The organism is Deinococcus cellulosilyticus NBRC 106333 = KACC 11606, assembly GCF_007990775.1.
Lineage (GTDB): Bacteria > Deinococcota > Deinococci > Deinococcales > Deinococcaceae > Deinococcus_C > Deinococcus_C cellulosilyticus.
Genome location: NZ_BJXB01000019.1, coordinates 38,248 through 58,932 on the forward strand (window position 1 = coordinate 38,248; position 20,685 = coordinate 58,932).

The following is a 20,685-nucleotide window of genomic DNA, read 5'->3' on the forward strand; positions in this document are numbered from 1 at the left end:
ATTCAGGTACGAGGTGATGGGGTTGGGGTTCCCTGAAGGAGGCGTTGATGGGAAGGCGTGCAGAAACAGACAGCCAAAAATATGGAGCAAGACACAGTTGGAGTTTTTCCTGCTTCAAAGAAGTTCCCCCGGTGTGCACCGGGGGAAACCAAAGAGCCTGCGGGTTTTGCGCAGATTGTTATTTTGAAGAGACCACTGGAATTTTGCGCAATTGCAGAGCGTAATAGCTTTTGGCGCCTTCCGTGTTTTTCTGGTTGGAAACTTTCAGGTAATAAAGGCCGCTGCTGGGTGCAGTGTAAACCACTGCACTGTCTGCCATGCCCATTTGCACACCTGTTGCAACCTGCTCCTGTTGTGAATTGTAGATTTCGATCTGTGCAAAAGCCTGTGACCCCAGGTTGGAAGCCAGTGCAGCAAACTGGAAGGTGTCACCAGCATTTATCACAGCACTGTAGATGTCCACATCTGCACCCTTGGTGGGAACAACGGGCCTGTAGTTCTCATTGTCGAAGGTGCCACCCACCACCACTCCTTTTTCCAGCCACTCTTGTGGTGCACCAGAGGTGTTTGTCGCATAAGTGAAGGTGTTGTTGCGGGCATACCCTCCCTGGACATACTCGTACAGGTCAGCTGACATGGTGTAATTGAGCATCACTGCTTTTTCCACTCCAGATGCCACGGTGATGTTCCCGGTGAGGGTGGTGCGCTGTCCGCCAATCCCAAAGAGGTCTGGACCTCCCACATTGACCTGATAGCGTCCAGGTTCCACCCCTGCGAAGACAGCGATGCCCTGGTTGTCCAGAAGCCCGGCACCCGTTTTGGTCAGGTAAGGCAGCCCTTTGTTTTGCCCATCCTGTGGAACCAGGGTTACATCCACTCCGGGCAGACCAAAACGGTCAATCAGCGAGGTGACCCGCACTGCCAGGTAACCCCCGTCCTGTGGGAGGGTGTCTTTGCTGAAGGCCAGGGCTTTTTGCAGGTTCAAGCGACCCTGGGGCTGGTCTTTCATGGGGTCCGTGCTGTTCACCAGGATTTTCTTGACCTGATAAGGGGTGAGTGTGACACCCAGTGCAGCTGCCCTTTCGAGCACCAGGGCTGCTCCCCCTGCCACCACTGGACCGGCCATGGAGGTTCCACCGAAGAGGCCATAACCGTTGTTTGTGCTGCCATAGGTGGTGAGCCCATCTGTCCCAGGAGCGAACAGGTCCACCCGTGGACCAATGTTTGAGAAGTTGGTTTTGGTGTCGGTGTTGGTGCTGGCACCCACCGAGATCACACCAGGGAAGGCCTCAATGCCGTTGTGCAGGTCGCTGTAATCGTTGCCCGCCGAGGCGACCACAACCACATTGTTGGCAAGTGCGTAATCCACGGCATCTTTGAGCAGGGGGCTGTAACCGCCTCCACCCCAGGAGTTGTTGAGGACCTTGGCGCCATGATCCACAGCCCACATCATTCCGAAAGCAATGGCAAAATCATATCCGAATCCCCAGATTTCAGAACCGATACGCACGGGCATGAGGATTGCATCCGGGGCCACACCTGCGCCACCCACCCCGTTGTTCATGCGTTCGGCAATGGTTCCGGCACTGCCGCTGCCGTGGGTGCTGTCGGTGAGTGGATCACTGGGTTGCAGCAAGTTGGGTTTTGTGAAGTCGGTGGTGGTGAAGGCATCAATGCCAGTGACAATTTTTCCATCGGCTTTGAGGTCTTCATGCAGGCGGTTGAAATCCGTGTCCACCACGCCCACAATGATGCCTTTGCCTGTGGCGATGTTCCGCACCTGATTGGCCTTGACGTTGTTCAGCCACCACTGTTTGATGACCAGCGGATCACTGGCAGTGCTTTGTTTTTCAAGGGTGGGTTTGCTGGTCAGGGGTCCAGAAGTGCCCGCAAGGGGCACCCTGGGCATCAGATGCTTTTGAGCGGACTGGGCATATCTCAGCAGGCCAGTGTTGCTGAGGGCACGTGATACTTTGCTGGCAGAAAGGTCCCCAGGCAGGGTCAGCACGGCAAACCGGTTGCTGCTTCGGGCGGGCACCATTCGGGTCGTGAGGGTGGCTCCCAGTGAACGCACCATGACTTCAAAGGCGTTTTCCGTCTGGGCTGTGTAACTGACCACCACCTGGTTGGTGCTGTCCTGGGTGTCCTGGTCTTTGAGCAGGGCTTCACGTGGAGGCAACTGCTGCTGAACCATTCCAGCGAGTGAAGGGTTGCTGTAAACAGACTGCCATGCTTTTTCAGTGTTCTGTTGGGCTTCTGGGGTGACGCTTCCACATGCGGCCAGCGTCAGGGCCAGACTCAGCCCCAGAATGGATTTGGTGGTTTTCATCAATTGCTCCCATCCCCGGTAGAGAAAGTGCTGAGTTTTCCGTCACAAACAGGACCGCCGAAGTTGCACTGACCAAACGGCAGGAAGATGAAACTCCAGTCCTGGGCCACAGAAATGGCGGTGAAGTCCTTGTTGAAGGCTGCAGCAGAAAGGGCAAAGGTGTACGAGTGGTAAGACTGCAGTTTTGGTGCTACGGCTTTCCCGTTTTCATTGAACGGCAGGCTGTAGATGTTGCCAGCACGCTTCAATCCCGGGGTTTTTCCATCATCGGAATACATGTAGTCCGGGCTCCCTTTGCAAAAGGCCATGCCCCAGTAGCATGTGGAGTTCTGCGATGGGTAATCCCAGATGGCGGGATAAAAGTAGCGCACATCACCCACCAGTTTGTCCACCGTCCAGGTCAGGGTGGGATTGACAGACACATTGGTGCTGTGGTTGTCGGGACCCAGTGAAACCACATTGAAAGCGTCCAGAGGGGTGGTGCTGGTGGTTTTGCCATAAGAATTGGTGGTGCTGTTGTAGGCTTCCACCTGATAGTAGGTGGTCTTTCCGGCTTCCAGGGTGGGATCAGAATCCCAGATGGTGCGCTGGTTGCCTGCCACCTGTGTGAGGGGCCTGAACACCTTGTTGTCGTAGCTTTTCCAGATGCGGAAGCCCAGCGGCTCACCACTGAGGTTGTTGTAATTCCAGCGAACCTGCACAAAGAGGTTGGTGTTGGCCGCAGGAGCAGCCATGGGTCCGACAGGGGTGCTCAGGTTGAGATCCGTGGAAACCGTGTAGGCCAGAGCCGAGGCTGTGGGGCCCTCTCCAAGGGGAGTGGTGCTGGGTGCAGACACCACATTCACTGGAATCAACTTCTGGATGCGGTTGCCGTTGAAATCATAGGCCACCACATTGAGCACCGTCAGGCCCTGGGCACCATTGAAAATGGGACCTCCCAGTGCAAAAATTCCGGTGTCCAGTTCAGTGTTTTTCGGATCATTGAAGAAGCGGAGTCCCGGGTCCATGTCGCTGTTGTGGTTGCCAATGGTCACATAAGCAGAAGTGGCACTCAGGGATTCATCTGCAGCTTTCACCTTGACCTGCAGGGCGAAAGGACGGTCGGTGGGGATGACCGTGCCGGGGGTCACATCCACCATGCTGTCTCCGACGGGGGTCTGTACAGCAGTCACCACTGGGGGTTTTGCCACCAGGGCATGAATCGCAATTTTCTGGATCACTTTGAGGGGCACTGCAGTTCCCGATTCTGTGACAATCACCCCTTCAATGCGGGATGCCGCATGGCCCTCCCTGCTGAAGTTCAAATTGTATACACCAGGATTCAGGTCCAGACTGAACTGGCCATTGCTGTCGGTTTCAATCGCGATGTCTGGCAGACCATCAACGGTGATGTGGCTGTCTGACACTGCAGCCCCAGCGTTGCTGGACACCACATTGCCTTCCACTTTGACCGTGCCTGTGCCATTGGCGTCGTAATTGATTTTGAAGGTGCTTTCTTTCTTGTTGCCTGCCTCATCGGTGGCGAGAATGAGCACGGTGTTGCTGCCCACCTGCAAGCCTGTCACTTCGGTGCTGAAGGTTCCATTTGCTGCCACGTTCAATGGCTGTGCAGGTCCAGCATTCAGACTGATGGTGGCAGCTTTGAATTTCACGTCATCGGTGATGGTGCCTTCAAGCAGCAATTTGGTCTTCGTGGTGGTCTGGTTGTTTGGAGTGCTGAATGTGATGGTGGGTGGGGTTTTGTCATTCAAGGACGGATTGTAATTGACCTTGAACTCGAATGTTTTTTCATTGTTCGACCCATCCACCACTTTGAGCAATACGGTATTGACTCCGGATTTCAGGCCAGTGACCTTGACCGTGAAAGCCCCTCCTGTGCCAAGGGTGATGACCTGCACTGCTCCACCATTCAGACTGTAGCTTGCAGATTTGATGCTGCCGTTGTCTTTGATGGTGCCCTGCAAGGTGACAGAATCTGTGCCCAGGGTCTGGTTGTTTTCAGTGACGACTTTAATCTCCGGTGGGGTTGTGTCTTTTGGGACCGAAACTGTTCCGCATGAAGCAAGGAGCAGTACAGCTGTTAAAGACAGACCAAACAGCTTTCCATTCATTTATCACCTCACAAGTCGCTTTCCGCATGAGGTTCGGGTATTCATTCAATTCCCCTGCCACAATGAGGATTATGGTGCTCATTCAACCCCATAAATCAGCTTCTTGTGATGCCAATCATATCTTTTCAGGAAATGCACTGTCAATAAGCAGGATGTCAACTTGATGGGTGAGGTTGTCAAAAGACAATTGACTGATTGTGACAACGAAAAGTTCAATGTACAACAGATGTTTTGACATGATGTTTGTGGTCATTCATGCCTCAATTTCACCTGATAAGAAAGTGCAGGTGAAAGATATAGATAAGTATGCATCAGACAATTGATGCTTCACCAAACCCTATTCGGCCTGTTTCATCCTCTTTCCCATTGTGATTGCCATTGAACAATAAAGTCCAGATTCCATTACACGACTGCCAGGAAAACTGCACAATCCCACAGCCGACTGATGTCTCACAACCACTTTAACAGCAAACGATGAACACGTCTGTGCTCAATGCTGAACCAGCAGCCCAGCCACCTCCTGCATGGTCCCACCTCCTGCATGGTCCCACCTCCTGCATGGTCCCACCTCCTGTGCAGGAGGTCACACAACTTCCTGTTTTCTCGCAGAAATATGGATTCAGCAGAAAGGGGCACGCCCGGCAGGGAGGCAGACGAAGGGTTTTCAAAAGATCGAGCAATTTGCTTTCACCTTTTGCACCAGGTGCCTGAGGGTACCCATCCTGACTCTATCCTTCAGGGCAACCCAGTCGGCACAGGACTGCAGTCCTTCGTCAATTGACCATTTTTCCATCGCTTTCTCTGCTAACCTATAGCGTATGTCGCGCATCACGCTGAAAAACGCACAGGACATCGAAGCACTGCGAAAGGCCGGAGGACTGGTTGCGGAAACCTTCCGTTACCTGGAACCTTTTGTGAAGCCCGGAGCCAGCCTGCTCGAACTGGACAAACTTGCGGAAGATTACATCCGCTCCAAAGGGGCCATTCCAGCCTACATCGGGTACAGGGGTTTTCCCAACACCATCTGTGTCGCTGTCAATGAAGGCATCTGCCACGGCATTCCCAGCCCATACCGCCTCAGAGAAGGTGACATTGTGGGCGTAGACATTGGGGTGCAGCTGAATGGCTACTACGGAGACGCCTGCTACACCTACACAGTGGGCCATGTTTCCCCTCTGGCTCGCAAACTGGTGGAAACCACCCGCGAGTGTCTGGAAGCCGCAATCAAGACCGTCAAACCTGGTTCTTACATCAAAGACATTGGTTTTGCCATTCAGGAACTCGCAGAATCCAGAGGGTTCAGTGTGGTCCGGGAATACATCGGGCACGGCATTGGCAAGAAATTGCACGAACAGCCGGACATTCCCCACTGGGTGCCAAAATCCCGCTCCCTGAACAGCACCTACAACACCCGTCTGAAAGAGGGAATGGTCTTCACCATTGAACCGATGATCAACGCTGGACATTATGCCACCAAGTTGCTGGCCGACCAGTGGACCGTGGTGACCGCCGATGGCTCTCTGTCTGCGCAGTTCGAGCACACCATTGCGGTGACCTCAAAGGGTGCAGACATTCTGACGTTATAGCCGAGAGCCAAGGGCCGAGGGCAAAAAGCCTCAGCTTTTAGCAGTCAGCGCTCAGCACTTGACACAATGCCTTTGCCAAAGCACCTTACGCTCTCGGCTCTCGGCTCTCGGCTCTCGGCTCTCGGCTCACTCACTGTTAAGCTCGCTGTCTAGGTTGAACACAGACTTGTGAATCCAGAACCGTTAGCATCAGGATAGATGAGCACGCAAAGACCAGCCCCTAGCTTCAGCTTTTATTATTTCGCTCGGTAACTTCCCGGGTGCGCTAGGCTTGCTGGATTCACTGCGCTCGGGAGACACCGGGCGCAGTTTTTTTGTGCTTTTCGATTGCCAGGACCAACGCTGAGGAGACTGAGATGCATAAACTGGAAAACCTGCACGTCACAGAGGTGCGACCCCTGATCACTCCCAAAGAACTCAAGGCCGAGTTGCCCCGCACCGAGAAGGCTGACCGTACAGTATTTGAGTCCCGTCAGATCATTGAAGACATTTTGACCAAGAAAGACGACCGTCTGCTGGTCATCACCGGTCCCTGCTCCATTCATGATGTGGATCAGGCCGTGGAGTACGCCACCCGTCTGAAAGCCCTCAAGGACAAATTGGAAGACAAGCTTTTCATCGTGATGCGCGTTTATGTGGACAAGCCCCGCACCACGGTGGGCTGGCGTGGTTTCATCCATGATCCTGAAATGAAGTACCAGAGCGACTTCAACCTGGGTTTGCGCAAGACCCGTGAAGTGATGCTGAAGATCAATGAACTCGGGGTGCCTGTGGCCACCGAGCTCCTCGATCCTTTTGTCCCCCAGTACATTGCGGACCTGCTGGTGTGGGGGGCCATTGGTGCCCGCACCACCGAGTCCCAGACGCACCGCACCATGGCGAGTGGCGTATCCATTCCGGTGGGCTTCAAGAACTCCACCGATGGCAATGTGAAAGTGGCCGTTGATGCGATCATTGCAGCGCAGAACAGACACACTTTCCTGGGCATCGACGAGAATGGCCAGGCGGCCATGATCGGTACCGAAGGCAACCCTTACGGCCATGTGATTCTGCGCGGTGGCCGCAATGGCCCCAACTACTCTGCCCAACATGTGCAGGAAGCCGCCCGTGAATTGCGTGAGGCAGGTCTGAACCCGGCCATCGTGGTGGACTGCTCCCACGCCAACTCCAACAAGGATTTCCGCAAGCAGAGCATCGCCTGGAATGAAGTGGTGACGCAACGCCTGGCAGGAGACCACGATCTGGTGGGTGTGATGCTGGAAAGCCACCTGAACGAGGGGGCCCAGAAGATCCCCGAGGACCTCAGTCAGCTCAGGTATGGCGTGAGTGTCACCGATGCCTGTGTGAGCTGGGAGGTCACCGAGCAGCTTTTGCAGCAGGCCCATGATGCCCTCTCCCAGAGTGTGGTTTCCAGGTAAGCCCGGAACACTTCATTTGCCGCCCGGACAGGGCGGCTTTTTGCTGGCCTATTTGATCGTAAGCGTTTCAAAATGGGTTCAAAAAGTGTATTTTCTGGATGAATTCAAACATTTAAACATCATGGTGAACATTAAAAACGTTTATCAACTCTGACTTTTATGGGTCAGAGTTCTGTGGGAGCGATTCCAGTACACTGCACTTCAAGCACAGGGTCCTGGACTTCAGGCAGGGTGCAAGGTCAGGAGCCAGATGTGAACATCGATCCCGCACAACCCATGTTTCGGAAGGACAGCCAGACCCGACAGAAGGAGAATTCCCGGTTGAAACTCAAATTCCGACCCCCCAGAGTGGCAGCCCTGCTTGGTCTGCTTTTCGCATTTCTGGTGCCCCTTGCTGTGATGCTGTTCTTTTTCCTTTCCGAGATCAATGACCGGATCGCGTTTTCGAAGAAGGAACTTCGCGGACTGGAATACACTCAGGGGGCAGCAAGGGTTCTGGAAATTCTTTCCCGCCAGAGGCTCTTGACCTCCTACAATCTGGCTGAAGGAACAGCACTGGTCGACCCTGAACTGGACCGTGAGCTGGAGCAGGCTGTGTCTACCCTCGAAGCCCTCACCAGGCAATATGGCAAGTCCCTGGACCTTTTGCAGGACTGGGAAAGCTGGCTGAATGGCTGGCGCAATGTTCACCAGCAAACCTCAGACTCCCAGCTGCTCAATGCCGCATCTCAGGCCTTCCTGATTCAGGAGGTGCAACACCTGATGGCAAAAGCAGGGGACACCTCAAACCTGATTCTGGACCCTGAACTCGACACCTACTACCTGATGAATGGTCTGATCAACATCCTGCCACAGCTGGCCTCCCAGCGGGGAGACATCTTGCATTCTGCCATGCAGATTGCGGCCAGCCAGAGAACCCTCATGACAGAGGGAAACCACCTGAGTGTGAAACTGGGCCTGCTTGCAGAGACCCAGGACCGCCTGTGGCACAGCCTTGAACACGCCATGACAGACAGTCCAGACCTCTCTGGGACCCTGAAGCCTGTGATGCAGCAAAACCTCAACTTTCAGCACCTCTTTGAAGACACTGTGCAGAGCAAGTTGCTGGACACCTCTGACATTTCTGTTTCCTCCAGGTTGTTCTTTGAACTTGGCGACCAGGCGCTCAGCCTGCAGTCTCAGCTGGACCGCCAGATGGCCCATGAGCTGGCCGGGTTGCTGAACATCCGCATTGGAACTCTGGAAACCCGAAGAAATGTGGTGCTGCTGCTGGCCCTCATCATGGTTGGGGTCAGTTTCGTTGTGGTGCAGGGTTTTCTCAGAACCATGCGCCGCCAGCAAGGCCTGGAGGCCAATGCCCAGCTCATCTCCACCGTCTTCTCAACATCTGGAGAAGCCTTTTTCATTGCGGACCTCAAGCAACGGATCACAGGGATCAACCCTGCATTCGAGCAGATCACGGGATATGGTCTGGAGGATGTCCTGCACCATCCTGCCCTCATGCTGGCCGAGCGTGCCTATGACAATGAGGTGTACCGGGGACTCCTTGAAGAACTCACCACCAGTGGGCAGTACAAAGGAGAGGTGTTCTTCAGGCGTCGCAACAACCAGGTGTATCCTGTCCAGCTCAGCATCACTGTGCTGAAAGATGCTCGGGGAGTTCTGTCCGGATATGTGGGCAGTTTTGCAGACATCAGTGAGAAGAAGGAGTTTGAACACAGCCTGCTTCACCTGGTGCACCATGATGTGCTGACTGGCCTTCCCAACCGTGCCCTCTTTGAAGATCGCGTGCAGCACGCCCTTGTTCAGCAATCCCATGGCAATGGTCTGGTGGCGGTGCTTTTCCTCAACCTGGACCATTTCAAACAGATCAATGAGGGATTCGGACATGCCACCGGGGACCTGATCCTCTGCGAAGTGGCGTCCCGTCTGAAGCAGGCGGTCTGCGAGCACGCGACTGTGGCCAGACAGGGTGGGGATGAATTCATGGTGCTGCTGCCAGATGCCGCCTCCTGGGAAGCCGTGGCAGATGTGGCACAGCTGTTGCTGGACGCCCTCTCGGTGCCTTTCCGGGTGGAAAACGATGAATTTGCCCTGCTGGGAAGCATCGGGATCACCATGGCCCCCAGGGATGGTCAGGACGTGGGAACCCTGCTGAAAAATGCGGACACTGCTGTCTCAAGAGCAAAACGCCAGGGTCGCAACACCTTCCAGTTCTACACCGCCGAGATGAACGCTGTCACCCTCGAGAAACTCAGGCTGGAAAACGAACTCAGGCATGCCCTGTCCCGCAAGGAACTGGTCCTGCACTACCAACCCCAGGTGAACCTGCAGACCGGACAGGTGATCGGTGTGGAAGCCCTGATCCGCTGGAAGCATCCCACAATGGGCATGGTGTCACCTGCCAAATTCATCCCTCTGGCTGAAGAGTCGGGCCTGATTGTGCCCATCGGGGAATGGGTTCTCAGGGAAGCCTGCCAGCAGAGCATCAGGTGGCAGGAGATGGGACTTCCCGCGCTCAAGATGTCGGTGAACCTGTCTGCCCTGCAATTCAAGAAACAGGATGTTGCCGAACTGGTCAGGCTGGTCCTGGAAGAAACAGGTCTCGCTCCTCACCTGCTGGATCTGGAATTCACAGAAAGTCTGGTGATGGAGGACACCGAACACATTCTCGCCGTTCTCGCCTCCCTCAAGCAAATTGGGGTCAGGCTCTCTGTGGATGACTTCGGAACAGGGTATTCCAGCCTGAGCTACCTGAAACGCTTCCCGGTGGACACCATCAAAATAGACCGTGCGTTCGTGCAATCCGTGCACCACACCCAGGAAGATGCCATGCTCACCCGTGCGATCATTGCGCTGGCCCACAGCATGAACCTGAAAACGGTGGCCGAAGGGGTCGAAACCGAAGCGCAACTGGATTTCCTGATGGAGCACCAGTGCAATGAAGTGCAGGGGTTTTACTTCAGCAGACCTCTGGTGGTGCAGGATCTGGAACAGTTGCTCTTGCAGCGGGCCCACTTCGAGATCAAAACCAGTGCAATCAAAACCAGTGAGATCAGAGACTGGGCCTGAAAACAGAAAAGTGCTGCTTTTTCGGCAGCACTTTTCGGTCTGTTCACTCAGAGTTTTGAGTAGGCCACTGCAATCTGGGCACCCAGACGGGCGTTGTTCTTCACCAGGGCGATGTTTGATTTCAGGCTCTGTCCGGCGGTGATCTCACTGATCTTGGCGAGCAGGAAAGGGGTCACATCCTTGCCCTTGATGCCGTTTTCCTGGGCCTCCTGCAGGGCCTGTGCGATGTGGGGATCAATCACACTGGCTGGAATTTCATCCTCTGCAGGAATGGGGTTGGCAATACTGAGGCCTCCGGTGAGCTGCAGGGTCCACTTGTCCTTCATGACCTTGGCGATGTCGGCAGGATCTGAAAGGGTCATGGGGACCTTGAAGCCAGAGACCCTGGAATAGAAAGCAGGGAAGTCCTCTGTGCCGTACCCGATCACTGGAACGCCCAGGGTTTCGAGTTTTTCCAGGGTCAGGCCGATGTCCAGAATGGACTTGACCCCTGCACTGATCACGGCCACATTGCTGAGCGTGAACTCGGTGAGGTCGGCAGAGACATCAAAAGTGGTTTCTGCTCCCCGGTGCACGCCGCCGAGGCCCCCGGTCACAAAGACGGCAATTCCGGCCTGGTGGGCAATGCGCATGGTGCTTGCCACGGTGGTCGCCCCATTGAGCTTCAGGGCGGTCACGTAAGGCAAATCCCGGATGGAAACTTTGAGGACATCTTTGCTGGAACCGAGCATTTCAAGTTCCTCATCGCTGAGGCCCACCTTGATGTCTCCGTTCAGGATGGCGATGGTGGCTGGGATGGCCCCCTGTTCACGGATGATGGTTTCCACTTTGCGGGCGGTTTGCACGTTCTGGGGGTAGGGCATGCCGTGGGAGATGATGGTGGATTCCAGGGCCACCACGGGCTTGCCTGCTTGAAGGGCTTCACGGACTTCAGGGTGTAACGTGATCATTTCTCCTGCTTTCTAAAGAACTGACGCTCAGTTCGGGATTGACGGTGCTGGAACTTTCCAGGGTGAGGACCGCTGCGGCCTGACCGTAATCACAGGCGGTTTTGAGGTCCTCATTGTGGCTGAGGGCATACAGCATGCCCGAGATGAAGGCGTCTCCGGCTCCGGTAACGTCCTGCACGGTGGCCGGAAAGGCACGAAGCTGAATGCGGTTTTTGGGGCTGGAGACGTAAACCCCCTCCTCACCCAGGGTGACCACCACATGTTCCACATTCAGGGCGTGCAGGTTCTTGCAGGCCTGTTTGAGGTCGCGGGTGCCGGTCAGGGCCTCAAGTTCATCCAGGTTGGGGGTGATGGCGAAAATCGGGTGGGTGCCAATCACGGTTTTGAGGGGCAGGGATTTGCTGACACTCACCGGTTCAAGCACCACCTTGCCCCGTGCGGTTTTCAGGGCGTATTCCAGGGTGTCTGCCCTGAGGTTGGCGTCGAGCACCAGGTAAGGTGCGCTCTTGATGTGCTGCTCCCTCTGCCTGAGCACGTCAGGAGAAAGCTCCTGCATGATGCTCATGTCACTGATGGCAATCAGCAGGCTTCCATCCGGGTTCAGCACGGCGTTGTAGGTGCCCGTCGAGGTGTCAGAGTAGAAGCTGAGCCTGAGGTCCACCCCGGCACTCTGGGTGTGCATTTTCAGGCGTTCTCCACTGGCGTCCCTGCCCAGCATGCTGATCAGGCTGACCTGCACCCCGAGTCGGGCAAGGTTTTCAGCAATGTTGCGTCCCACACCACCAAAGGTGGAGGTGGTCTGCCCGGGGTTGGAACTGGCCATCACTGGTGCGGCAAGACTGCGGGCCTTGAAGTCCAGGTTAGCTCCGCCGATCACCAGCACACTGCTTTCCTGGCGCACGATGTACCCACGCCCCAGAATCACCCCTTTTTTGGTGAGGTTGGAGAGGTGCACAGCAATGGCACTCGGGGTGGTTTTCAGACGTTCTGCAAGCTCTCTGGGAGAGAGCAGGGGATTGTCGTTGAGGAGAGAAAGCAACTGTTGTTCCCGCTCGGTCAGGGCCATGCTTAAATGATATAAAGAATTTTAAGAAATTTAAAGGGAGGCATCAGGCCTCCCAAAATCGCCAGACAGGTTGAGACCTTATTCTGCGTTGATCACCTTGGTGCTTTTCTCAAAAGAAATGACCAGCACCCCATTGCGGAGCCTCGCCTGCGCCGAACCGGGCATGGTGTCACGGGGCATCTGGAATTCACGCACAAAATCTGCGCCAGGACGCTCTTTGTGGATGGCCGTCCCTGGGATTTCCAGGTCTTCACGCTTGCCAGCCACCGTCAGAAGGGTGTCCTCCTCCTGAATTTCCAGGCTCTCGGGGTCAATGCCCGGCAGGTCCATCACCAGAATCACATGCGAATCGGTTTCCAGCCAATCAGAAGAGGGTGTCCAGCGGCCTGTTCCAGACAGGACTTCAATGTCTTCACGCAATTTCATCAGCGAACCGAGTCGCTTGAGCACCAGATCATCCATAGGGGTATTTTAACGTGATTTTTCCCACAGGATTCAACCGTGTGTAGTTTACATTCGGGGCATCTGGGCGATTAATGCGCAGCCCTTTCCCTGTCGGTCACATCAACATGGCCTGACAGGGTGGGTGCAATCTGGATGAGGATTCCTGCCTCTAAAGGGCGAGCCGACGGCCCGCCGCTACTTGCATGTCTCCAGACGATTTCTCTACACTGAAACCCCATGAAGCCCATCCCTGTCCTGCTCGGTCCCACTGCCAGTGGCAAAACAGCCCTTGCCCTGGAGGTGGCCCGGAATTTTGAGGTGGAAATTGTCTCTGCAGATGCCATGCTGGTGTACCGGGGACTGGACATCGGGACAGCCAAACCCACCCTGGCCGAGCTGCAGGCCGTGCCCCATCACCTGATTGACATTGTCGAGCCAGAAGAGGATTACGATGTGGCCCAGTTTGTGCAGGACGCAGAACGTGCGATTCTTCAGATCACTGCTGTGGGCAAGGTTCCCCTGATTGTGGGAGGGACGGGATTCTACGTCAAGGCCCTCAAGCAGGGTCTGCCTCTCACCCCCAGAGCAGATGAAGAGGTGCAGCAGCAGATCTGGGCAGAGCTGGAAGAAAAAGGACTGGACCACCTGCTGGGAGAGATCTCCGCAGTGAATCCCCAGGAGGCCGGGCGCATGCAACGCAATCCGAGACGTGTTGTGCGTGCTCTTGAGGTGTTCCGCAGAACAGGACAATTTCCTGGAGAGTTTGGATATTCCACGCCAAAGTTTGAATACCGACTTTTTGGCCTCTCTCCGGACCTCCCTGTTCTGGAACAGCGCATTGCCAGGCGTGTGGAGCGCATGTTTGAAGAGGGTTTGCTGGATGAAGTCAGGCAATTGCTGGTCCGCTGGTCTGACCACCCTTCCCGCAGGCCCACAGCATTGCAGGCCATCGGGTACAAAGAAGTGCTGGAGGGAATGGAGAAAGGCGAGGACCAGAACACCATGATCCAGAAGATCACCCTGGCCACCCGCCAGTATGCCAAACGTCAACTGACCTGGCTGAAGACCCAGCTTCAGGTGGAGTGTCAGGATGCTGCCCAGATGAAACCCGAATTGCTGGCTTATTTGCAGGATTTCTGAAGGGATGTGCTGCAAAAGTCCAGCAAAGACACAAGGACACGGGTAAAGCACTTCCAGTGGGCACTTCTGGCTGAGGCAAAAGCCTGACGGTGTTGCTGATGGCTGAAAGCTGACAGCTGATGGCTATCTTCAGCATCCTTTCCCTGCGTTTCGAGGTGATGGTTGTATCATTGTATTATAGTTATGATACATTGATACAGGAGGTGAGGTTAGACCATGTTGCATCTCAGGGTGGACCCACACAGTGGCATCCCCATATATCTGCAGATCCTGACCACCATCAAGGATGCCATTGAACACGGCGTTCTCAGGCAGGGAGACACCCTCCCCACGGTCCGGCAACTTGCCACTGAGCACCGCATTGCCCCCAACACCGTGATGAAAGCTTACAGCGAACTGCAACGGGAAGGCCTGATTGAATCCCGGCCCGGGGTGGGAACGGTCATCATTGCACCGAGCACCACCACCCGGGACCTCAGGGTGAACAGTGCCATCGAACACTTCAGAGACGCCGCCCTCAGGCTCAGAGGGCTGGGTGTGCCCCGCACCACCTTGCAAGAGGTGCTGTCAGAAACCTACGGAACGGAGGAACCATGACCCAGAGTTTTTTGTCGTCTGCAGCTGTGCAGGCCCAGCAGCATCTTCCCCTCAGCATTCAGGGCCTGACCGTCAGGGACCGCAATCAGGTCATCATCGAAGACCTGTGGCTCGACCTGCAGTCCGGACAGACCACCGCACTCCTCGGCCCAAACGGGGCAGGGAAGAGCACCCTGATGCATGCCCTGATGGGCCTGGTCCCCCTGAGCAGTGGTTCGGCCAGCATTCTGGGACACGACATCACGACTTCGGGTGTGCAAGCCAGAAACCACACCATGCTGATCAGTGACAGCATCGGACTGCTGGAAGATTTCACTGCCCTGGAGCACTTCGAGTACGGTCAGGACATGCGCTCTGCCTGGGACCAGAATCAGGCCCTGGAGGTGGCAAAACAGTTTGGCTTGCCCCTCAACCAGCCTGCTCGCAGGCTTTCCAAAGGCCAGAGGATGGCCCTCAGAACGGCGTTTGCTTTCGGTGCTCAGCCTGAATTGCTCCTGCTGGACGAGCCCACCAATGGACTGGACCCTGAAAACCGCTCCAGATTCCTGTCTCTGATGGTGGATTTTGTGGCCACGGGAGGCACGGTCCTGATCGCCACCCATGTGCTCTCCGAAATCGAGACCATTGCCGACCGTCTGGTGATCATGAAGCGCGGTACCCTCCTCATGAATGCCGAGATGGAAGAACTCCGGCAGCACCGCAACCTGCTCCATGTGAATTTTGACCGCGAACTGACCGATGCAGAGACGACCCGCCTGCGCAATGTGCCGGGCGTGTACCGGATGGGCACACGGGGTCGCAGCCTGACCCTGCATGTGCGCGGGGAAGTCACCCTGCTGACCCAGATGATCGAACAGGAGTTTCCGGTGCAGAACATTCACATCCAGCCCCTCACGCTGGAACAGGTCTATGTCGAAACCATGGGAGGACAGCTGTGAAACCTTACGAACTCAAGCCCCTGCGCTGGATTCTGCTTGCTGCAACAGCCATTTTCCTTCTGCTTTTCCTGACAGGGTTTCCTGCCGACTGGACCGACACCCACACCATCTATCGATATGGTGATGACCAGACCACCTTGACCGTTCCTTTCAGGGCACCCTGGTTTCTGGTGGCCGGTCCCATTTTTCTGAACACCCTAGCGATTCTGATGGCTGCAGCCATGGGAGCGAGTCCTTCCCAGTTGCGTTTCCAGTTGATCCAGCCTGTGTCCCGTTCCACGTTGCTCTTCCGTCAGATCAAACAGATGGCCCTAATCCTCGCTGCTTTTGCGGTGGTGGGCAGTTTCTGGGCTTGCATGAGCAGCGGTGTTCCACTGGTCTGGGGCCTGACCCCCCTCAAGAACACGCTCCTCCTGTGGGCTGTTGCGATGTTCTGGGGCACCCTGACCCTGGGCCTCACCTACGGCTTAAAGGTGCCTGCGGTGCTGGTGGTGCCTGCAGTGCTGGTTTGCTGTTTCGTCCTGGTTGGAATTTTCAGCAGCCATGATGCATTGGAACTCCGACCCATCTACCAGATGCAATTCAGCTTCCAGGGAAGAATGCTGGAAGCTCCGCTGTCACAGACAGAAATCTTGCAGGTCATGCAGGAGAGCACCCGGCCTCACACCATCAGTGGAGACCTGAAACTCCTCTGGTCCCTGTTGGTGCTGGCACTTGTTTATGGTGCTGCCCTGCTGGGCTTCAACCGCCGCAGCCTGGTCTGACTTCAAAACCCAGAAGGGAGGGGCATCCAGCCCCTCCCTTTTTTCTTGTTGCATCACCAGAGGGTACTCATGCTGAACTGCACATCTGCATCTCTGGAAGCATACTGGAATTTCTTCATGGTCTCTTCCCACTCGGGATCTCCCACCGCTTTCTGGGAGAGGGCAAGACCATACAGGGCCCTGGGACTGAGGGGTTGTTTCTTCAGGGATTCCTTAAACACCCGCACCGCCGCCTGATACTGCCGGGTCTGGAAATACGCTGCCCCGAGTGCATCTCTGGCAGGGAAGAACCAGGGAGGGGGTTCGTCATAGACCAGGGCATCATCGCTGTCCACAGTCAGTTTCAGGAGTTCGAGGGCCGCGTCCATGTTTCCCTGTGCTGCAGCAAGTTTTGCCCGCAGGAGGTTGCTGGCCACAGCCAGAATGGCCTGGGCGGTGTTGTTGCCGTAAGACAGGTTGTAAGGGATTTCCTGCTGAACAGCAAAGAACTGCTGCTGTTCACTTTCTGCTTCTTTGAGCTGTCCCAGAGCGGCCAGGGCATAGCTTCTGGACCAGTGCCACAGGGCTGTGGCGGCCTGCAGGGACTCCAGGGGTCTGGGTTGTGCCAGGATGTCCTGCCATTTCTGAAAGCCGACCTGCATCAGGGAAAGACCACCCACGTAGTGTTCCAGTTCAGGCTGTCCCACAATGAAAGCCAGAGCGTTGTCGTGGGTTTTGCGTGCTGTGGCCAGGGCGTCTTTTGAGGCCCCCATGAAGGCGTAGGACTCTGCAAGAAACATCAGGTTGTGGCTGTAGTAGTGCCCCACATAGATGGGCAGGCAGTCCTGCTGCTGCACTGGAAAGCACTTCTGGTAATACGACTGGTCCACCTGCACAGCGTTCAGGTTGGCATCCCGACTCATCTGGTAATTGCCCAGCCGCATGAAAATGTGGGACGGCATGTGCTGCATGTGCCCTGCATTGGGCACCAGCCTGGACAGTTTCAGGGCACTGTTCAGGGCAAGTTCTGGACGGTCTGAGGCCTCAAGTGCATGGATGTTGTAGTGGTTCGCACCGAGGTGGTCCGGGTCCTGTTTCAGCACAGTGTTGATGTTGCCCAGAATGGTGCTGGTTTCGGTGTTGGGTTTGCCGTTCAGCCACAGCATCCACGGGCGCAGGTCCATCAGACCTTCCACGTAAACGATTCGGGCGTCCGTGTCCTGGGGATACCGTTCGGTCAGGCGCTGCTGGGCCAGTTTGAAATCCACGGCCAGACGCACCAGATCCGGGTTGGGCCTTCCGGTGTAACGTGCAGCCAGTGCATTGATGTAGGCCTTTTCCGCTGCAGTGGTGGGGTAGGTGCCTGCGAGCCTCTGGGCTTCTGAAATGGCTTGAAATGCCACCTCTTCGCAGGCTGGATCAATGTTGATGTTGATGTTGGCTCCAGAGGCCATGGCAATTCCCCACTGTGCCATTGCCAGCTGGGGATCAAGTTTTGCCGCCTGCCGGAAGGACCGCACAGCATCCTCAAAGTTGTAGGAAAACAGCAGGGTCAGCCCCTGGTTGAAGAAAGCCTGGGCCTGAGGATGCTGCGTGCTGACCTTGTGAAACAGGTGCCCGAGGTCGGGGATCAGGGTGGCTTCCGTCTGCATGGCGGGTTCGGTGCACTGGGAGAACGTGCTGTGCATGGGATGGGCAGCAGCCAGACCTGCCAGGGCACACACGGTCAACAACAGGATTTTTCTCATGGTTTTCCTCCGGTGATGGGTGATTGCAGCATAGAGGCCACAACTGCAATCGGCACTCAGGGGAACACCCTATAGACAACGGGGACCGGCAAAAGAGATGCGGTGCTTTTCGTCGATGCCTCCGGCAAGAACACCATTCTTCTGCTTTGAACAGAACCGTGATAACCTGTTCTTGATGCAAACGAGCCCATCTCTGAGCTGGCTGTTCGGAAATGATCCCACACCAGGGATCATCAGCGCATGGGCCGACTGGAAAGGACAGGCCCTGGTCTGGAGGCGCACCGACAGAGGCCTGACCCTGGAAAGGCACACGTTCGCTCCCTGGGTGTATGCAGACCACCTGACCGATCTTCAGCTGTCCGGGGTGCCCTTCAGAATGGCCGAGGAAGAGCGTCCAGAAGGCATCATCACCGTGCAGGCTTTGCCTGGACAGGAGGGCAGTTCAATGTATCTGCTGCAATGCACAGATGGCAGGACCCTCAGAAATGCCATCTTGCAGGGTGCCTCGAAACGTCTGGGTCGCAGTGTGAAACACCTCGCAGACCTGCACGATTATTACGTGATGGCTCCCCTCGAACAGTACCTGATGCTCTCAGGGCGCACCTACTTCAAGGACATGAAATTTGACGACCTGCACCGAATGCAGATCGACCTTGAAACCACCAGCCTGAGCCCTGAGGACGGCCACATCTTCCTGATTTCCGTGAAGGACTCGCAGGGATTTGAAGCCGTTCTGGAACATCCCGACGAAAAAGAACTCATCGGGTCCCTGACCCGCCTGATTCAGGACCGCAATCCGGACGTTCTGGAAAACCACAACCTGATGGGTTTCGACATGCCTTTCCTTGTGCGCCGTGCTGAAAAACTGGGCCTGAAGCTGCTCTGGGGCAGGGAAGGTGCACCCCAGGAAGTGGTGGCCCTCAGGTACCAGGATGGCACCCGCTACAGTGTGGCAGGCCGGGAAATGATCGACACCCTGGACGCTGTGCGCAGGCACCAGTTTGTGGCCCGCGACATGCCCAGTCAAAGGCTCAAAGACGTGGCAAGGTACTTCGGGGTGGCAGGCCCGGACCGGGTGTACATCGCTGGCGAGAAAATCCATCAGACCTACCTCACCGATCCCGAACAGGTCAGGCACTACGCTCTCGATGATGTGCGGGAAGTGTCCGCCATTTCCGAACGCCTGATGCAGCCTGCTTTCGCCCTCAGTCAGATGGCCCCCAGAAGCTTCGAGCGGGTGGCCTACGCTGGAACGGCCACAGGCATTCTGGAACCCATGCTGGTGCGGGCCTACCTGCAGGAAAGGCGGGCATTGCCCTGTGCCCAGCATGGGGTTTCTGAAGCACCCCATGAAGGTGGAGCGGTGTACCTCTTCCAGGCAGGGGTGGCCCGGAATGTGGTCAAGGCAGACATCTCCTCTCTGTACCCATCCATCATGCGGCAGTACCAGATTGGCCCCGCCTGCGATGAACTCGGGGTGATGACCACATTGGTGGATGAACTCACCCGCAGACGCCTGCATCACAAAGAAATGGCAAAAGGCAGCGGTGAGGACGCCCCTTACCACAATGCCATTCAGGCTGCCATGAAACTGGTGATCAACTCTGCATACGGTTACCTCGGGGCAGGGAAGATGGCCCGGTTTGCAGATCGGGACGCTGCAGACCGCATCACCTCACTGGGCAGGGAGATCCTGCACCATGTGCTTGAAGAACTGCAATCCAGAGGCATGACCCTGATTGAAGCCGACACCGATGGGGTGTTCTTCTCGATGCCTGAACACTGGACCGAAGCGCAAGGCAAGGCGCTGGTGCAGGACATCAGCACAACGCTCCCAGAAATGATCCATCTGGATTTTGAAGGCTGGTACCCGGCCATGTTCAGTCACCAGGTGAAAAACTATGCCCTGCTCACCCGCGACGACAAACTGATCCTGAAAGGTGCCTCGCTGCACTCCATCCGCTCAGAGGCGTTTGGAAGCCATTTTCTCCGTCAGGCCCTGATGGCCCTGCTGCATGGAGATGTTGAGGGGGTGCATCAGGCCTTCAATGAGACGGTGGAAAAACTTCGGTCCAGGGCCTTCAAAACCCGAGAAGTGACCATGCGGGTGCGCCTGACCAAATCCTCGCAACAGTACCTGCACCGCCGCACCGAACGCAAAGAATCCCCCTACGAGGCCATGCTGCACTCTGGCAGAGAAAGCTGGAGCAAGGGGGAACGCATCCTGATGTATCAGGCCCAGGGCAAAGGGGCCAGAATTCTGCAGGACCAGGACCTCCGCGACTACGATGTGCGGCACTACATCGATGCCCTGAAAAAGCATTATGCAGAACGCCTTTCCAGTGCCTTCTCCAGAGAAGATTTCGATGCTGTGTTTCCTGCTCAACTTCAGGGCAGGCTGTTCGAGCGGAGTTTGACCGAGGTACAGATTCAGTATGTGGCGTATGGGGAGGATTTGCAGGGATCTTGAAGGGCCGAGCGCAGCAACAGCATCAGCTGATGCATTTAAAAGAAAAATGCAGTTTTCCCGAGTGAATGGTGTT

General features: G+C 55.9%; 14 protein-coding genes. 8 read left to right on the forward strand and 6 right to left on the reverse strand.

The features are described 5' to 3' along the window. Positions 1–178: 178 nt before the first annotated feature. Together DC3_RS19145 and DC3_RS19150 are read right to left on the reverse strand one after the other, a co-directional pair. Entirely contained in the window at positions 179–2,329 is a 2,151-nt protein-coding gene (locus DC3_RS19145; RefSeq protein ID WP_146887178.1) for a S8 family peptidase, read from the reverse strand. Then, positions 2,329–4,440, reverse strand: a complete 2,112-nt coding sequence (locus DC3_RS19150) for a carboxypeptidase regulatory-like domain-containing protein (protein WP_146887180.1) — start codon at positions 4,438–4,440, stop codon at positions 2,329–2,331. The genes DC3_RS19145 and DC3_RS19150 overlap by 1 nt, the downstream gene beginning before the upstream one ends. Before the next feature lie 818 nt (positions 4,441–5,258). Between DC3_RS19150 and map the strand changes: the two genes are divergently transcribed. From map to DC3_RS19165, 3 genes are all read left to right on the forward strand, one after another. Beyond that, entirely contained in the window at positions 5,259–6,026 is a 768-nt protein-coding gene (map, locus tag DC3_RS19155; RefSeq protein ID WP_146887182.1) for a type I methionyl aminopeptidase, read from the forward strand. A gap of 356 nt (positions 6,027–6,382) precedes the next feature. Next, complete coding sequence (locus DC3_RS19160) at positions 6,383–7,444, forward strand: 3-deoxy-7-phosphoheptulonate synthase (RefSeq protein ID WP_146887183.1); 1,062 nt, start codon at positions 6,383–6,385, stop codon at positions 7,442–7,444. Positions 7,445–7,696: 252 nt separating this feature from the next. Beyond that, complete coding sequence (locus DC3_RS19165) at positions 7,697–10,516, forward strand: putative bifunctional diguanylate cyclase/phosphodiesterase (protein ID WP_186816129.1); 2,820 nt, start codon at positions 7,697–7,699, stop codon at positions 10,514–10,516. A 47-nt stretch (positions 10,517–10,563) separates the two neighbouring features. Here DC3_RS19165 and DC3_RS19170 read toward each other — a convergent pair whose 3' ends face one another. The 3 genes from DC3_RS19170 to DC3_RS19180 all read right to left on the reverse strand — a co-directional run bounded on the left by DC3_RS19170 (position 10,564) and on the right by DC3_RS19180 (position 12,994). Continuing rightward, positions 10,564–11,466 (reverse strand): pseudouridine-5'-phosphate glycosidase, encoded by a 903-nt coding sequence (locus tag DC3_RS19170; protein WP_146887187.1) that lies wholly within the window; start codon positions 11,464–11,466, stop codon positions 10,564–10,566. Continuing rightward, entirely contained in the window at positions 11,447–12,532 is a 1,086-nt protein-coding gene (locus DC3_RS19175; protein WP_146887189.1) for a carbohydrate kinase, read from the reverse strand. The genes DC3_RS19170 and DC3_RS19175 overlap by 20 nt, the downstream gene beginning before the upstream one ends. Before the next feature lie 78 nt (positions 12,533–12,610). Further along, positions 12,611–12,994 carry an Hsp20/alpha crystallin family protein gene (locus tag DC3_RS19180; RefSeq protein WP_146887191.1) on the reverse strand — a complete coding sequence of 128 codons (384 nt, stop codon included), beginning with the start codon at positions 12,992–12,994 and terminating at the stop codon, positions 12,611–12,613. A 219-nt stretch (positions 12,995–13,213) separates the two neighbouring features. Between DC3_RS19180 and miaA the strand changes: the two genes are divergently transcribed. From miaA to DC3_RS19200, 4 genes are all read left to right on the forward strand, one after another. Beyond that, a complete protein-coding gene (gene miaA, locus DC3_RS19185; protein WP_146887193.1) occupies positions 13,214–14,116 on the forward strand; it encodes a tRNA (adenosine(37)-N6)-dimethylallyltransferase MiaA in 903 nt (300 codons plus the stop codon). 216 nt (positions 14,117–14,332) lie between these two features. Continuing rightward, on the forward strand, positions 14,333–14,713 hold the full coding sequence (locus tag DC3_RS19190) for a GntR family transcriptional regulator (RefSeq protein WP_146887194.1): 381 nt from the start codon (positions 14,333–14,335) through the stop codon (positions 14,711–14,713). After that, entirely contained in the window at positions 14,710–15,651 is a 942-nt protein-coding gene (locus tag DC3_RS19195; protein WP_146887196.1) for an ABC transporter ATP-binding protein, read from the forward strand. The genes DC3_RS19190 and DC3_RS19195 overlap by 4 nt, the downstream gene beginning before the upstream one ends. After that, a complete protein-coding gene (locus DC3_RS19200; protein ID WP_146887198.1) occupies positions 15,648–16,415 on the forward strand; it encodes a hypothetical protein in 768 nt (255 codons plus the stop codon). The genes DC3_RS19195 and DC3_RS19200 overlap by 4 nt, the downstream gene beginning before the upstream one ends. Positions 16,416–16,468: 53 nt before the next feature. Here the strand turns inward: DC3_RS19200 and DC3_RS19205 are convergent, their stop codons facing one another. After that, positions 16,469–18,142 (reverse strand): tetratricopeptide repeat protein, encoded by a 1,674-nt coding sequence (locus DC3_RS19205; protein ID WP_146887200.1) that lies wholly within the window; start codon positions 18,140–18,142, stop codon positions 16,469–16,471. Between the two features lie 175 nt (positions 18,143–18,317). Here DC3_RS19205 and DC3_RS19210 point away from each other — a divergent pair, with 175 nt between their 5' ends. Beyond that, complete coding sequence (locus tag DC3_RS19210; protein ID WP_146887202.1) at positions 18,318–20,612, forward strand: DNA polymerase domain-containing protein; 2,295 nt, start codon at positions 18,318–18,320, stop codon at positions 20,610–20,612. Positions 20,613–20,685: the final 73 nt, after the last annotated feature.